The sequence below is a fragment of the Actinoplanes couchii genome (assembly GCF_016862075.1).
GTDB lineage: Bacteria > Actinomycetota > Actinomycetes > Mycobacteriales > Micromonosporaceae > Actinoplanes > Actinoplanes couchii.
Map to the genome: position 1 here is coordinate 66646 of NZ_BOMG01000008.1, position 14506 is coordinate 81151.

The 14506-nt window shown below is 70.5% G+C and carries 13 protein-coding genes; 8 read left to right on the forward strand and 5 right to left on the reverse strand.

Annotated features, from left to right (window positions below):
* Window positions 1-113 precede the first annotated feature (113 nt).
* Together Aco03nite_RS02360 and Aco03nite_RS02365 are read left to right on the forward strand one after the other, a co-directional pair.
* Window positions 114-692, forward strand: coding sequence for a hypothetical protein (locus Aco03nite_RS02360; protein ID WP_203792891.1), 579 nt, complete (start codon window positions 114-116; stop codon window positions 690-692).
* A gap of 186 nt (window positions 693-878) precedes the next feature.
* The gene (locus Aco03nite_RS02365) at window positions 879-1451 is read left to right on the forward strand and encodes a hypothetical protein (RefSeq protein WP_203792892.1); all 573 of its coding nucleotides are present in this window, start codon (window positions 879-881) and stop codon (window positions 1449-1451) included.
* Here Aco03nite_RS02365 and Aco03nite_RS02370 read toward each other — a convergent pair.
* Together Aco03nite_RS02370 and ppgK are read right to left on the reverse strand one after the other, a co-directional pair.
* Window positions 1443-1904 (reverse strand): PPOX class F420-dependent oxidoreductase, encoded by a 462-nt coding sequence (locus Aco03nite_RS02370; RefSeq protein ID WP_203792893.1) that lies wholly within the window; start codon window positions 1902-1904, stop codon window positions 1443-1445. The genes Aco03nite_RS02365 and Aco03nite_RS02370 overlap by 9 nt on opposite strands.
* Window positions 1904-2698: a polyphosphate--glucose phosphotransferase gene (gene ppgK / locus Aco03nite_RS02375; RefSeq protein ID WP_203792894.1), complete on the reverse strand. Its 795-nt coding sequence runs from the start codon at window positions 2696-2698 to the stop codon at window positions 1904-1906. The genes Aco03nite_RS02370 and ppgK overlap by 1 nt, the downstream gene beginning before the upstream one ends.
* 221 nt (window positions 2699-2919) lie before the next feature.
* On the opposite strand from ppgK, the gene Aco03nite_RS02380 reads away from it, so the two are divergent.
* On the forward strand, window positions 2920-3708 hold the full coding sequence (locus Aco03nite_RS02380; protein WP_203792895.1) for an RNA polymerase sigma factor SigF: 789 nt from the start codon (window positions 2920-2922) through the stop codon (window positions 3706-3708).
* Window positions 3709-3906: 198 nt separating this feature from the next.
* On the opposite strand, the gene Aco03nite_RS02385 is transcribed toward Aco03nite_RS02380, so the two are convergent.
* On the reverse strand, window positions 3907-4506 hold the full coding sequence (locus Aco03nite_RS02385) for a YflT domain-containing protein (RefSeq protein ID WP_239144850.1): 600 nt from the start codon (window positions 4504-4506) through the stop codon (window positions 3907-3909).
* A complete protein-coding gene (locus tag Aco03nite_RS02390; RefSeq protein ID WP_239144851.1) occupies window positions 4503-5480 on the reverse strand; it encodes a phosphatase PAP2 family protein in 978 nt (325 codons plus the stop codon). The genes Aco03nite_RS02385 and Aco03nite_RS02390 overlap by 4 nt, the downstream gene beginning before the upstream one ends.
* 218 nt (window positions 5481-5698) lie before the next feature.
* Here Aco03nite_RS02390 and gsmA point away from each other — a divergent pair, with 218 nt between their 5' ends.
* Together gsmA and Aco03nite_RS02400 are read left to right on the forward strand one after the other, a co-directional pair.
* Window positions 5699-6562 (forward strand): sporangiospore maturation cell wall hydrolase GsmA, encoded by an 864-nt coding sequence (gene gsmA / locus Aco03nite_RS02395; protein ID WP_203792897.1) that lies wholly within the window; start codon window positions 5699-5701, stop codon window positions 6560-6562.
* Window positions 6563-6584: 22 nt separating this feature from the next.
* Window positions 6585-8843 carry an ATP-binding protein gene (locus tag Aco03nite_RS02400; RefSeq protein ID WP_203792898.1) on the forward strand — a complete coding sequence of 753 codons (2259 nt, stop codon included), beginning with the start codon at window positions 6585-6587 and terminating at the stop codon, window positions 8841-8843.
* Here Aco03nite_RS02400 and Aco03nite_RS02405 read toward each other — a convergent pair.
* Window positions 8830-9204: a response regulator gene (locus tag Aco03nite_RS02405; RefSeq protein ID WP_203792899.1), complete on the reverse strand. Its 375-nt coding sequence runs from the start codon at window positions 9202-9204 to the stop codon at window positions 8830-8832. The two genes, Aco03nite_RS02400 and Aco03nite_RS02405, sit on opposite strands and share 14 nt — an antisense overlap.
* Window positions 9205-9363: 159 nt before the next feature.
* On the opposite strand from Aco03nite_RS02405, the gene hrpA reads away from it, so the two are divergent.
* The 3 genes from hrpA (at window position 9364) to Aco03nite_RS02420 (ending at window position 14498) form a co-directional block, all read left to right on the forward strand.
* Window positions 9364-13263, forward strand: a complete 3900-nt coding sequence (gene hrpA / locus Aco03nite_RS02410) for an ATP-dependent RNA helicase HrpA (protein WP_203792900.1) — start codon at window positions 9364-9366, stop codon at window positions 13261-13263.
* Window positions 13264-13345: 82 nt separating this feature from the next.
* Window positions 13346-13717: a DUF6401 family natural product biosynthesis protein gene (locus Aco03nite_RS02415; protein WP_203792901.1), complete on the forward strand. Its 372-nt coding sequence runs from the start codon at window positions 13346-13348 to the stop codon at window positions 13715-13717.
* 46 nt (window positions 13718-13763) lie between these two features.
* The gene (locus Aco03nite_RS02420; protein WP_203792902.1) at window positions 13764-14498 is read left to right on the forward strand and encodes a LamG-like jellyroll fold domain-containing protein; all 735 of its coding nucleotides are present in this window, start codon (window positions 13764-13766) and stop codon (window positions 14496-14498) included.
* The last annotated feature ends 8 nt before the right edge of the window (window positions 14499-14506 follow it).

Below are 14506 nucleotides of genomic sequence, written 5' to 3' on the forward strand. Positions count from 1 at the left end.
CGCGTCGGTTGCCCTGGGTTGCCATCGGGGACCATCGCTCAAACCCGGTCCCGGGGCACCGAAACATCCCTCGACGCAAGCCGACGGCGAGCGCACAACGGAGGAGATGAACTGTGGCCGGACCGTCCAGCGCCCTGTCCCCGGTGATCGCCGCCAGCACCCACTGGCTGGCGCGTGCCTACCCGGGCGGCGAGGCCAACACGGTCTCCCACACCCTCGCCGAGCTCCAGGCCCGGCAGGCGATCACGGTCGCCGCCTGGCTGCGCTACCCCACCGAGGTCGACGCGGCGCTGGTCGCGATCGCCGGCCCCGGCGGCTCCGCGATCCTGGACTGGCGGGCCGGCAGCGAGCCCGAGGACGAGTTCGCCGACGGCGAGGGCTGGCGCACCTGGGTCGACGAGGTCGTCGTCTCCTGGGCCGCGTGCCTGCTCGCCGACCCGCTGCTGGCCCGGCGCGGCGTCGACGCGGTCATCGCCGCGATGCCGGTCCCGGACCAGCGTCCCCGCCCGCACGGTCGCCGCGGTGGCCTGCCCAACGAGTTCCGCCGCCTGCTGCAGCCGGACGCCCGTGACCGTGACGCCGCCTCGCTGCTGCGCCACCCCGACCTGCTCGACCCGATCGCCTCGATGCACCGCGACCAGCTGCTCTACCTCCTGGACGCCGAGCAGGACCGCACCCCCCTGGCGGCCTGAAATCGGCTACCCCCTCCCGGAGGGGACCGTCCGCGCACGCGGGTGCAGACGGTCCCGCCGGATCGGGAGGGGTTCCGGAGGCCGTGGGAACGGCGAGTCCTCCTGCTGTTCCCGCGGCCTCCTTTTTTCTGTGACATCGGACAATCGGTCCCGCCGGGCGTGTCCGGGCGCTGATACTCCTGCGGCATGAAGACCGCTCTGTTGGCTCTCGTCCTGGCCGGTCCGGTTCCGCCCGGCACCCTGCTCACCCAGGCGGACGGTCACGTCGGCCCACCGGTCGCCGCTGCGTACCGGGCCCCGGCCGTCTGTGACGCGGACTTCCCCAGCGACCGGCTGGTGCGGTCGCGGGCGTCGATCGAACTCCAGTACCGGTCGGCCCGGCTGAGCACCGACTACATCCCCACCGACACCGTGCACAACACCGTCACCGTCTACCGCGCCGGTGGCGCCGCACAGTTCATCACCGAGCTGCGCACCGCCGTACGGAAATGTCCGCTGGGTCGTTTCGGCGCTCGCGCCGCGAAGTTCCGGCTCGTCGAAAACAGCGACGATGCCCTGTTGGTGGAACGATCGACCGCCGCCTACAACGACGACGGCAGCGTCGCGGGCGGCCGTCGCGTCACGTGGATCGCCGCCGTCCGGGACGGCGACGCGGTCACCATGCTCGAAACCATCGGTTACGAGTCGGGCACCGCGTCACCGGCCGAGGTGCGGGGCCTGGTGAAGGCCGCCGCGAAGCGTCTCGAACTCCTAAGCTAGGCGCGCCGGGAAACCGCCGGTGGCGATCGGGCCCCAGGACTCGATCGTCACCCGGATCAGGCACTTGCCCTGGTCGGTCATGGCCTGCCGGTACTCGTCCCAGTCCGAGTGCTCACCGGAGATCACCCGGAAGTACTCGACCAGCGGCTCCACCGCCTCCGGCAGGTCGATCACCTCGGCCACCCCGTCGACCTGCACCCACGGGCCGTTCCACTCGTCGGACAGGATCGTCAGCGTGACCCGGGGGTCGCGGCGGATGTTCGCCACCTTCGCCCGCTCCGGGTAACTGGAGATGACGATGCGGCCCTCGGTGTCCACGCCGCACGTGTTCGGTGACGACTGCGGCCGGCCGTCCTTCTTCGTGGTCAGCAGGATCGCGTGGTGCCGCGGGCGCAGGAACTCGAGGAGTTCCGCGCGCTCGACCTTGTTGTTGGTCGCGACCGTGCGAGCCATCAGTGCACCTCCGTGGTGTCGACGGCGATCGCGCCCGGATCCTGGCCGCCCGGGCCCTCGGCGGCCTGTGCCGCCGCGATCGCCGCTCCGATGATGCCCGCGTTGTTCAGCAGCGTGGCCGGAACGATCGGGGTCTTGATGTCCAGCAGCGGGAAGAACTTCTCCGACTTCTTGCTGACACCGCCGCCGATGACGAACAGCCGCGGCGACAACAGCATCTCCACGTGACGCAGGTAGCGCTCCACCCGGACCGCCCACCGCTCCCAGCTCAGATCCTCCGACTCCCGGGCCCGGTCGGCGGCCCGCGACTCGGCGTCCACCCCGTCCAGCTCCAGGTGGCCGAACTCGGTGTTCGGGATCAGCACCCCGTCCAGGAACAGGGCGCTGCCGATCCCGGTCCCGAAGGTCAGCATCATGATCAGGCCGGACTGGTCCCGGCCGCCACCGAACGCCACCTCGGCGACCCCGGCCGCGTCCGCGTCGTTCAGCACCGTCACCGGCTTGCCCAGCCGTTCGGAGAACAGGCGCGCGGCCGGCGCCTCCAGCCACGACTTGTCCACGTTCGCGGCGGTGCGGGTCACGCCGTCGACCACCACGCCGGGGAACGTCACGCCGACGCTGTCGAACCCGTCGAACTGGGCGGCGACCTCGGCGACCGCCTCCACCACGCTGGCCACGTCGGCGGGCTGCGGGGTCGGCACCCGGAAGCGCTCGCCGATCAGCTCACCACGCGCCTGGTCGACCAGGGCCCCCTTCACGCCGGAGCCGCCGATGTCGATGCCGAGGATGGTCATGCGTCTTCCGTTCTGCCGTTGTTTCCGCGGATGGTGTTTACCACGTGGGTGCCCGTCCCAACCGCTGCCCCCTGGGAGTGAATTCGCTGCGTAACTGACGGCTTCACGTCAAGTGACTCATACTTTCGGTCTACGGCGTCTAGGCTATTTGGTTAACGTTGCACTTCAGAACGGTCGCCGCGTGCGGGCACGGCTCTCTGCCCGCTGATGGAGGACCACTCATGACCCTGCTCATGGCGCCACGGCAGCCCGTACACACGGTGCCCGGGACCAGCGCCTCCGAACTGCTCACCGAGTTGCACAACGCCCCGGCCGGCCCGAAACGGGCCCGGCTGCGCGCCCGGGCGATCGAGGCCTGGCTGCCTCTCGCCCGCCACCTCGCCCACCGGTACTCCGGTCGCGGCGAACCCACCGACGACCTGATCCAGACCGCCACCGTCGGCCTCATCAAAGCCGTCGACAAGTTCGACCCGGACCGCGGTGTCGACTTCGCCGGCTACGCCATCCCCACGATCATCGGCGAGATCAAACGCCACTTCCGGGACCGCACCTGGTCGGTCCGGGTGCCGCGCCGCCTCCAGGAGCTGCGGCTGGCCATCACCGAGGCCAACAGCACCCTCACACAGACCCTGGGCCGCTCGCCGACCGTCCCGGACATCGCCGTCCACCTGGGCATCACCGAGGAGGACGTGCTGGAGGGCCTGGAGGGCGCCCGGGCCTACAACGCGACGTCGCTGTCCACACCGATCAGCGCCGACGGCACCACCGAACTCGGCGACACCCTGGGCGGCGAGGACCACGAGTTCGAGATCGCCGAGACGCGCGTCGCCCTGGGCCCGGCCCTGGCCACCCTCGACGACCGGGAGCAGAAGATCCTGACGCTGCGCTACTACGGCAACCTGACCCAGTCCCAGATCGCCGACCAGATCGGCATCTCCCAGATGCACGTGTCCCGGCTGCTCACCAAGGCCCTGACCAAGCTCCGCCACCAGCTGGACACCACGATCTGAACCCCTCTTCCTCCGGTACGGGAGTGGGGAACCCGGAAGCACCGGCGCGTCTCGTGGCTGTCGCGCCGGGTGGGCGGCCGGTCGCGGTGTCCCCGCGGGTTCCGGGCCGGATGCGGTGGTCACCGGTTCGATCCCTACACAGTGGCCGGGCCGAAGCCTCGACGGCTTCGGCCCGGCCACTGCGGTGCGGCGGGGTGCCTACTGCGCTCCGCTCGCCTGCCAGTTCAGGCTGATCAGCAGGGTGCGGGCCTCGTCCGCGACCTCGGCGTCGGCGTGCACCTCGTAGGACGCGGCCTGGATGGAGCTGCGGGAGGTGAAGTCCCGGCGGCCACCGGTCGCGGCGTGGGCGATGGCTCCGAAGATGGCGCCCCAGATCGCGCCGATCACCACGGTGGTCAACAGGATCGAGATCCAGCTGGAGTCACTGAAGATGCCGAAGAACAGGCCGATCAGCAGACCGAACCAGGCGCCACTGGCGGCGCCGGCGCCGGCGGCCCGGCCCACTGTCAGGCGGCCCAGCACGTTCTCCACCAGGCGCAGGTCGGTGCCGACGATAGTGGTGCGCTCCACCGGGAACTTGTTGTCCGACAGGTGGTCCACCGCCTGCTGGGCCAGGGCGTAGTCGGGGTAGGTGCCGACCACCACGGTCGGGCCGGTCGCCGCCGTGCCGGTGCCGGTGGTCTGTGCGGGCAGGACGGGAACGGTTCCGGCGGGGCCGGGCGGAACCGGGGGAGCGGGGCTCAGCGAGACGGTCGACTTGGTGTCCGGCTCGGGCCGGTTCTCGGTGGGGGTCGTCATGACTTGGCTCCTTGTTCGGCGGAGGGCTTCGTAGCGGGCTTGGCGGAGGTCTTGACGGAAGACTTGGTGGAGGACCTGGCGGGCACGGCCGGCCGGGTCCGGGCGGGTGCGGGAGCCGGGGGCGCGGGGGCGGGCTCGGCCGCCGTCAGGCGGACCCAGACGATGAAGGTGACGGCGGTCGCGGCCAGGATCCCGGCGGTGCCGGTCAGGAAGGCGAACCGGTCCGAGACCAGCTCGGGCAGGGCCCGCTCGGAGACCGCCACCGACGCCATCCCGAACACCGCGCCCGCCACGGACAGCGCGGCGGCGATGCCCAGGCAGATCATGACCAGGCGGTTCGGCAGTTGCAGGGAGCGGCTCGGGCCACCCCGGCGCGCCAGCCGGACACCGAACAGCGCCAGTGATCCGCAGGCCAGCACGATGAACAGGGCGGCGATGGCATCGCTCGGGCGGTGCCACTCGGCCCACACGGTGGCCACCGAGACGATCGCGACGTAACCGGCGCCGGCCAGGCCGACCATGCCGCGCATCGCCCGGGGGAAGACCAGCACCAGCACGAACGCGGCGGAGGCGGCCGCCGTGGCGTGACCGCTGGGCCACGAGTTCGGCATCGGGACACCGTCCAGCAGCGGCCGTTCCAGGCCGGCCTTGAGCTGCTGGGTGGCCACGTTCGCGGCCACCACCAGGAAACCGGCGGCCAGCGCCAGGTCCATCCGGCGGCGCAGCGCCCCGAACGCGGCGGCCAGCAGACAGACCCCGGCGAGCACCACGAGCCGGGTGCCGTTCAGGGTGCGGCCGAGGACCTCGCTGACCCGGGGATGGTCGATGTCGCCGCCCTGCAGTGCGGCTGTGTCGATGGTCTGTCCCAGGGACGTGCCTATGAACAGCCGGTGTACCGCGTACGCGGCGGCCGCGGCGAAGAGCGCCACCACCAGCGGGCTGATCGTGTGCCACGTGCTGACCTGTGTCTTCACGGGCGATGGGGCCGGTCCCGGACGGGACGCGACGGCTGTCATGAGGCCTCCTGGGCGTGCGGTGTGCAACGCGCTTTCCCATTCGCCGCGAATTTGAAGCGTGACGTCGGCAACGGTTCCGCACCCGTTCGCGCTCTCGCCCCGCACCACGGGACACGGATCTTCGTACTCGACGCCGGCGCACCTGTGCCGGCGCCGATACGAGGGGACCTGCATACATGGGGCACACCACCCGACGACTGCTCACCGGCGTACTGCTGGCGCTCGCCGCCGGGGCCGGGACGATCGGATCGCCCGGCGTGGCACAGGCGGCCGGCCCGGCGTACGTCAGCGGGAAGGTCCGCACCAGCGACGGCGCGGTGAACGTGCGCAGCGGCCCCTCCGCGCAGACCCAGGGTCTCCGGAAGATCGCCAACGGCGGCGCCGTGAAGCTGGAGTGCTCGGTCCCCGGCACCCCGATCAAGGGCACCGTGCGGACCAGCAGCCTGTGGGACCGCCTGGCCGACGGCGGTTACGTCGCGCACGCCTACGTGCTCGCCGCCGGTGCGATCAAGACGTGCCCGGCCGTGACCCCGCCGCCGGCACCCGCTCCCGCTCCGGTGCTGACGCCCGAGCAGTTCATCAAGGCCGCGGTCCCCGGCGCGCAGCAGGGCTGGCGGCAGTACGGGGTGCCGGCCTCGGTGACGATCGCCCAGTCGATCCTGGAGTCCGGCTGGGGGCGCAGCGGGCTCTCCTCGGTCGACAAGAACTTCTTCGGCATCAAGTGCCAGAGGGGCGCGTACGGCCCGCACGCCACCGGCTGCCACGTCTACACGACGAACGAGTGCGACAAGGCCGGCAGGTGCTTCGTGACCGAGGACGCCTTCCGGACGTACGCCACGATGGCGCGTTCCTTCCAGGACCACGGGCACTTCCTGCGCAACAACAAGCGGTACGCGCCCGCGTTCAGCTTCACCAAGGACGCCGACAAGTTCATCGCCGCGGTGTGGAAGGCCGGTTACGCCACCGACCCGGAGTACGTCGCCAAGGTCACCAAAATCATGGTGAAACACGATTTGTACCGGTACGACACCTGGAAGTGATTCGCGGCCTACGCTCCCTATGGTGGGGCAACGGGAGAACGGGGTGTGGCGGGCCGGTGGCCCGCTGCTCTCCGTCTCCGTGCTCCTGATCGGCCTGGTCGCGACCGCGGTGTCCGCCGTGGCCCTCTACGACGCCCAGCACGGCACCGCCGAACGGATCATGACCCAGCGGCACGAGGCCGCCCTGGAGACGATCCGGCTGGAGACCGAGCGGTACCGCGGCATGATCGACACCCTGGCCGCCGGCATCGCCAACGCCCCGGACATGACCGCCGACGACTTCTCCGCCGCGGCCGACCCGCTGGTCCAGGCCGCCCTGATCGGCGCCGCCCCGGTCGCCTACGTCGTCCCGGTGCGCACCGGCGAGCTGTCCGAGGCCGAGCGGCGGTGGCGCGAGAAGGGTTCGAGCGGTCTCACCCTGCACCCGGCCCCGTCGGTCGGCGAGCACTGGTTCGCCGTCTACACCCGGGTGCTCGACCAGAACGAGCACAGCACCCTCACCGGCACCGACCTGGCCGCGTTCCCGCCGGTGACCACCGCCGTGGAGAACGCCCGCGACACCCGCCAGACCACCGTGTCCGACGCGTTCGTGCTGATGCGCGACCGGAAGCTGCCGACCACCGAGCAGCAGCAGTCGTTCGCCTTCGCCGCACCGGTCTGGACCCAGGAGAACACCCCCGAGTTCCGCGGCTGGGTGGTCTCCGGGCTGCGCGGCGGCGACTTCCTGCGCGACGTCCTGGACAACGCCGGCCAGGACCAGATCGCCGGTCAACTGGTCTCGGTGTCCGCCTCCGGCGGCCGTGACGTGGTCGCCTCCTGGGACGCCGACAAGGGCGGTGACCTGCACGAGGCCGGGCCGCTGCGGGTCGCCGACCGGGACTGGATCCTGGAGACCAGCGGCGACTACCGGCGGCTGGCCGGGGCCGGCTGGTACCTGCCGGTCGTCGCCGTCGTCGCCGGGCTGATCCTCACCGGCCTGGCCGCGTGGCTGGTGCAGGTGCTGGCCACCCGGCACGCCCGCGCCAGCGAACAGGTCGACACCGCCACCGCCGGGCTGCGCGAGGCCGAGGCCGGGAGCCGCCGGCAGGCCGAACTCCTCGGCGCGATCATGACGACCATCGGGGACGGGGTCAGCGTCGTCGACTCCACCGGGCACGTGCTGCTGGAGAACCCGGCCGCCAAACGACTGCTCGGTGTCACCGAGAACCCCGGGAACCCGGACGAATGGCAGGAGCTCTACGGCGTCTACCGGCCGGACGGGCGCACCCCGCTGCCGGTCGAGGAGATGCCGTTGATCCGGGCCCTCGCCGGGGAGGCCGTCGACGGGTGCGAGGTGTTCGTCCGCAACGCCGGCCGGCCGGACGGGGTGCTGGTCAGCATCGACGCCCGGCCGCTGGACCCGAGCGCCGGGGAGCACGGGGCGGTCGCCGTCAGCCGGGACATCACCGAGCTCCGCCGCTACGAGACCGACCTCTCGATCTTCGCCGGGGTGGTGGCCCACGACCTCAAGGCGCCCCTCTCGGTCGTACGCGGATATGCCGATCTCGCCCTGGACGACGTCGAGGCGTCACCCGACGCGCTGCGGCGCATCATCCGCTCCGTCGACCGGATGGACGCCCTGATCGAGACGCTGCTCGCCTACACCACCGCCCGGCACGCCCCGCTGCGCACCGTCACCCTCGACCCGACGCCGCTGACCAGGGACGTCGTCGAGGACCGGATCGCGGCGCTCGGGCCGGACGCGGCCGAGCCGGAGTGGAGCATCGGGGAGCTGCCGCTGATCGAGACCGACCCGGCGATGCTGCGGCACGTCCTGGACAACCTGATCGGCAACGCCCTGAAATACGTCCGGCCCGGCACCACCCCGCGGGTCGCCGTCACCGCCACGACCGCCGGGGACCGGGTGCGGATCGAGGTGACCGACTCCGGGATCGGTATCCCGGACGCCGAGAAACCGTACGTCTTCGAATCCTTCCACCGGGCCGAGGCCGCCGCGGCGTACGCCGGAACCGGTCTGGGGTTGACGATCTGCCGCCGCATCGTGGAACGGCAGGGCGGTGAGATCGGGGTGGAGGACAACGGCGGACCCGGCGGCGGTACGCGTTTCTGGTTCACGCTCCCGGCCGCGGCCCCCGCCGACTCGGACGCCACCGCATCCTCCGACGCCGACATCAGGGACGCCCTGGCCCAGGCGATGCGGGACCGGGCCGCGCTGATCGAGGCGACCCGGTTGCCCGGACTCGCCTCGCCCAACCCGTTGCGCAGCCCTACGTCTCCGTGACGACGCGGGGTGGCAGCAGCCGTGCGATCAGAGCCAGCAGTTGCGCCGGCTGGAACGGTTTCAGCAATGTCGCCGAGGCTCCCGCGTCCTCGGCCTGTCCGTCTCCCGGAATCAGTGACCCGCTGGCCACCACCACCGGGATGTGCCGCAGATCGTCGTCGGCCCGGATGGCCCGGCACAGATCCAGCCCCGTCATGTTCGGCATGTCCACATCGGTGACCACCAGATCAGGCCGATGCTCCTTGACCGCGGCCAGGGCGGCGGCCCCGTCCGTCGCCGCGACGACCCGGTGCCCGGCCCGCTCCAGGGAGCGTTTCAGCACATACCGGATGTCATCGTGATCTTCCGCAACTACGATCACCGTTTCGCCCTCGTTCTCTAGGCGCGAATCCCGTCGTCTGGGATATCGATCCACCCACGTGCCGGGAAACGGCCGTTGACCCGCCGGAGCCACCGGGTGGTCGAGGGCGTCGTTAATCACGGGGCGGTCGGCGGCGGTTGCGCCTATCCTTGCTGCGCCATGTCGATAACGCCTGCCGCCCTGCGCACCCAGATCACCGAACTGCTGCCCCGCGATCAGCGGCGGCTCCAGCGCCGCCTCGACGGGACCAGGCGGATCCGCGACGACGACGCGCGGGCCACCGCGCTCGCCGAGATCGAGACCGAGGTCGGTCGATCCCTGAAACGGCTGGAAAGCCGGATCGCCTCGGTGCCCGTCGTGTCGTACCCGCAAGGGTTGCCGGTCTCGGCTCGTAAGGACGACATCGCGAGCGCCATCCGGGACCACCAGGTGGTGGTCGTCGCCGGTGAGACCGGATCCGGCAAGACCACCCAGATCCCGAAGATCTGCATCGAGCTGGGCCGGGGCGTCCGCGGTCAGATCGGGCACACCCAGCCGCGGCGGATCGCGGCGCGCACGGTGGCCGAGCGGATCGCCGAGGAGCTGGACCGGCCGCTCGGGTCGACGGTCGGCTACAAGGTGCGGTTCACCGACCAGGTCAGCGACGACACCATGGTCAAGGTGATGACCGACGGCATCCTGCTGGCCGAGATCCAGAACGACCGGATGCTGTACCGGTACGACACGCTGATCATCGACGAGGCGCACGAGCGCAGCCTCAACATCGACTTCATCCTCGGTTACCTGCGCGACCTGCTGCCGAAACGCCCCGACCTCAAGCTGATCATCACGTCGGCGACGATCGAGACCGAGCGGTTCGCGCAGCACTTCGCCGATGCCGACGGCAAGCCCGCGCCGGTGATCGAGGTGTCCGGGCGGACGTTCCCGGTCGAGGTCCGCTACCGGCCGCTGATCACGGTGACCGAGGACGAGACCGAGGAGCCGGTGGACGTGGTCGACGGCATCTCGGCCGCCGTCGACGAGCTGCCCCGCGACGGCGACATCCTGGTCTTCTTCTCCGGCGAGCGGGAGATCCGGGACGCCGCCGACGCGTTGACCAAGAAGAATCTGTACAACACCGACGTGGTCCCGCTCTACGGCCGGCTGTCCGCCGCCGAACAGCACCGGGTCTTCGAACGGCACAGCGAGCGCCGGATCGTGCTGGCCACCAACGTCGCCGAGACGTCGCTGACCGTTCCCGGCATCAAGTACGTGATCGACCCCGGCACCGCCCGGATCAGCAGGTACAGCCATCGGCTCAAGGTGCAGCGTCTCCCCATCGAGCCGGTGTCCCAGGCCAGCGCCAATCAGAGAAAAGGCCGCTGCGGCCGTACGTCGGACGGCATCTGCATCCGCCTCTACTCCGAAGAGGATTTCGAGCAGCGGCCGGAGTTCACCGAACCGGAGATCCTGCGCACCAACCTCGCCTCGGTCATCCTGCAGATGACCAACCTGGGGCTCGGCGATCTGCAGAAGTTCCCGTTCATCGACCCGCCGGACCAGCGCAACATCACCGACGGCATCAAGCTCCTGGAAGAACTCGGGGCCCTGGAGTCGCGCAAACTCACCCCGATGGGGCGCCAGCTGGCCCAGCTGCCGGTCGACCCGCGACTGGCCCGGATGGTGATCGAAGCCGACCGGCAGGAGTGCCTGGCCGAGGTGATGGTGATCGCCGGGGCCCTGTCGATTCAGGATCCGCGCGAGCGCCCGGCCGAGAAACAGCAGCAGGCCGACGAGAAGCACGCCCGGTTCGTGGACAAGGAATCGGATTTCTTCAGCTATCTCAACCTGTGGCGTTATCTGCGCGAGAAACAGCAGGAGCTGTCCGGGAACCAGTTCCGCCGGATGTGCCGCAACGAATTCCTCAACTATCTGCGGATCCGCGAGTGGCAGGACATCTACTCGCAGCTCAAGCAGGTCGCGCGTACCCTCAATCTGGTCCTGAAGGAGGACTGGGAGGCCGGAGTCGCGCCGCAACCGGTGCACACCGCCCTCCTCGCGGGACTGCTCAGCCACATCGGCATGAAGGACCAGGAGAAACGCGAGTTCATCGGCGCGCGGGGCGCCAAGTTCGCGATCTTCCCCGGTTCGGCGCTGTTCAAGAAACAGCCGCGCTGGGTGATGTCGGCCGAGTTGGTCGAGACGAGCCGGCTGTGGGGCCGGGTGAATGCCCGGATCGAACCGGAATGGGCCGAGAAACTCGCGCCGCACCTGGTCAAGAGCAGTTACAGCGAACCGCACTGGGACCGGAGGATGGGCGCCGTGATGGCGTTCGAGAAGGTCACCCTCTACGGGCTGCCGATCGTGCCACGACGGCGCATCGGATACAGCCGGGTCGATCCGGTGGCGTCCCGGGATCTGTTCATCCAGCACGCGCTGGTCGAAGGCGACTGGGAGACCCACCACAAGTTCTTCGCCGAGAACAAACGGCTCCTGGAACGGATCGGCGAGACCGAGAACCGGGCCCGGCGGCGCGACATCGCGGTCGACGACGAGACCGTTCACGGCCTCTACGACGCGCGGATCCCGGCCGACGTGGTGTCGGCGCGGCATTTCGACAGCTGGTGGAAAAAAGCCCGCCACGACGATCCGGAACTGTTGACGTTCACTCGTGAGGATCTGGTCAACGCCGGCCGGGACACGGTCGATCCGAAATCGTTCCCGGACGCCTGGATCAGCAACGGTGTCCGCGTTCCGCTGTCCTACACGTTCGAGCCGAACACCCCCGCCGACGGCGTCACCGCGACCGTTCCGCTGGAACTCATCAACAAGATCGACGCCGAGGACTTCGGCTGGTCGGTGCCCGGGTTCCGCCGCGACGTGGTGATCGCGCTGATCCGGGCCCTGCCCAAACAGCTGCGCACCGCGTTCGTGCCGGTCCCGGACTGGGCCGAGGCCGCCCTGGACCGGGCGCCGGTCCGGCGCGGCCCGCTGCCCGACGCGATCGGCAGCGAGCTGCGCCGGCTCACCGGCACCGTCGTGCCCCGCGACGCGTGGCGGCCCGACCAGGTGCCCGACCACCTGCGGATGAACTTCCGGATCGTCAACGAAGCCGGCGAGACCGTCGCCCAGGGACGTGACCTGGAGGTGCTGCGGCGGCAACTCGCGCCCAAGGTGCAGGCCACCATCTCCAAAGCGGCCGGCGACCTGGAACGGCGCGGCATCACCGCCAACGACTTCGGGATGCTGCCCCGGCGGATCGGCCAGGTCCGCGGCGGGTACGAGGTCAACGTCTGGCCCGCGCTCGTCGACGAGACCGACAGCGTGGCGATCCGGGTCTTCGAGGACGAGGCGTCGCAGCGGGTCGCGATGGCCGCCGGAACCCGGCGGCTGCTGCTGCTCACGCTGCCCCCGGCGGCCCGCTTCCTGCAGGGGCGCCTCGACAACCGGGCCAAGCTCGAACTGTCCCGGGCCAACCCGTACAAGTCGATCGCCGACCTGCTCGACGACTGCGCGGGCGCCGCCGTGGACCGGCTCGTCGCCGAGGCCGGGGGACCGGTCTGGTCGTCGATCGAGTTCGCGTCGCTGCGGGACACCGTGCGGCAGGACCTGGTCGACGCGGTGGCCAACCTGGTCACCCAGGTGCAGGCGGTGCTGGCCACGGCGTACGACGTGGAACAGCGGCTCAAGTCGTTGCGCGACCCGCAGTTGCTGCCCGCGCTCGCCGACATCCGCCAGCAGCTCAAGGGCCTGGTGCACACCGGGTTCGTGACCGAGGCCGGGTGGCGGCAGATCCACCAGATGCCCCGGTACCTGCGCGGCATCGTGCACCGGCTGGACCGGCTCGGCGGCAGCCTCGGACGGGACCGGCAACTGACCACGCAGATTCACGAGATCGAGTCGGAATACCGCGAACTTCGCTCGCAAGCGGGACGCAACGGTCCCGCCGAAGAGGGCTTGCGGGAGATCCGATGGATGATCGAGGAACTGAGGATCAACTACTTCGCGCAGGCTCTGGGGACCGCCTATCCCGTCTCTGACAAGCGCATATTCAAGGCGATGGACTCGCTGCCGATCTGAAAAGGAGCAGGTCGGTTCGCCCCTGGTGCCGTTCGGTCACTCGTCTGGTGGTGACCGGGCGGCACAGTTTAGGTTTCTCGGCATGACGAACTTCGCCTTCGCCGCCTCTGTCGCCGCCGTCCGCCCCGCCGGGGCCTACCTCGACGAGATGATGGCCCGTGTGGGTGTCGACGGCCTGACCGCCGCGTTCGCCGAGCCGGGGCTGCTCGCCCTGGTCGACCGCCACGCCGCCGCGGTGCGCGACGCGCTTCTGGACGCCGGCCGCCCGGTCGACGCGGAGGGGCTCGCGGCGTACGCCCGCAGCCTCGCCGCCGCCGCGGTCCGCAGCGGGCGCCCGCTGCCCGAGCCCGGCGACGCCCCGACGACCGTCGCCGAGTGGGCCGCCGCGGACTTCCCGCTGCTGCGCCTGGTCGCGATCTGCCTCCTGGCGGTGACCTCGAACGAGGTAATCTGAACCGGACTTAATGCACGAAACTTCCCAATAGGGGATGTTTGACTGCATGAAGATCCTCCGGCTCGCGGCCCTGTCCGCCCTCCTCACGCTTCCCCTCCTCGGCGCCCCCGCGTCCGCGGCCGTCGAGCCGACCGGTCCGGCGCTCGTCGCCCGCTACAACTTCGACGGCGGCGCCGTAGACGGCAAGATCAACGACTTGTCCGGTCGCGGCGCCGCACTCACCCTGCGCGGCGCCAACACCGGCCAGGTCAGCATCCTCACCGAAGGGGCCGGCCGGTACGCCGCCTTCCCCGCCATCTGCGCCGCCGCCGTACCCAACTGTGCCAAGGCGCTCCTCGAAACGCCCGACCGTGCCGACCTGGACCCCGGCACCCGCAACTTCAAATGGGCCGCCAGCGTGCGGCTGACCGCCGCCCAGCTCAGCGGCAACGCCAACGTGATGCAGAAGGGCGTGGCCAACACCGAGAGCCAGTGGAAGATGCAGGTCACCAGCAAGACCGGCCGGGTGCAGTGCGTGCTGGTGGCACGCGGCAGCGCCCAGACGTTCGCGGTGACCTCGGCCCGCCCGGTCGCCGACGGCAGCTGGCACCGAATCTCCTGCGAACGAGCCAACGGCACCCTCGCGGTAGCCGTCGACGGCGTGGTGAGCGGCCGCATGGCAGTCCCCGCCACGGTGTCGGTGGAGAACGACATGCCGATGCGCGTCGGAGGCCCCAACCTGGCCGGAGCGGGCGACATGTACCACGGCCAACTCGACGACATCTTCATCCAGCTCGGCTGACCGGTTCC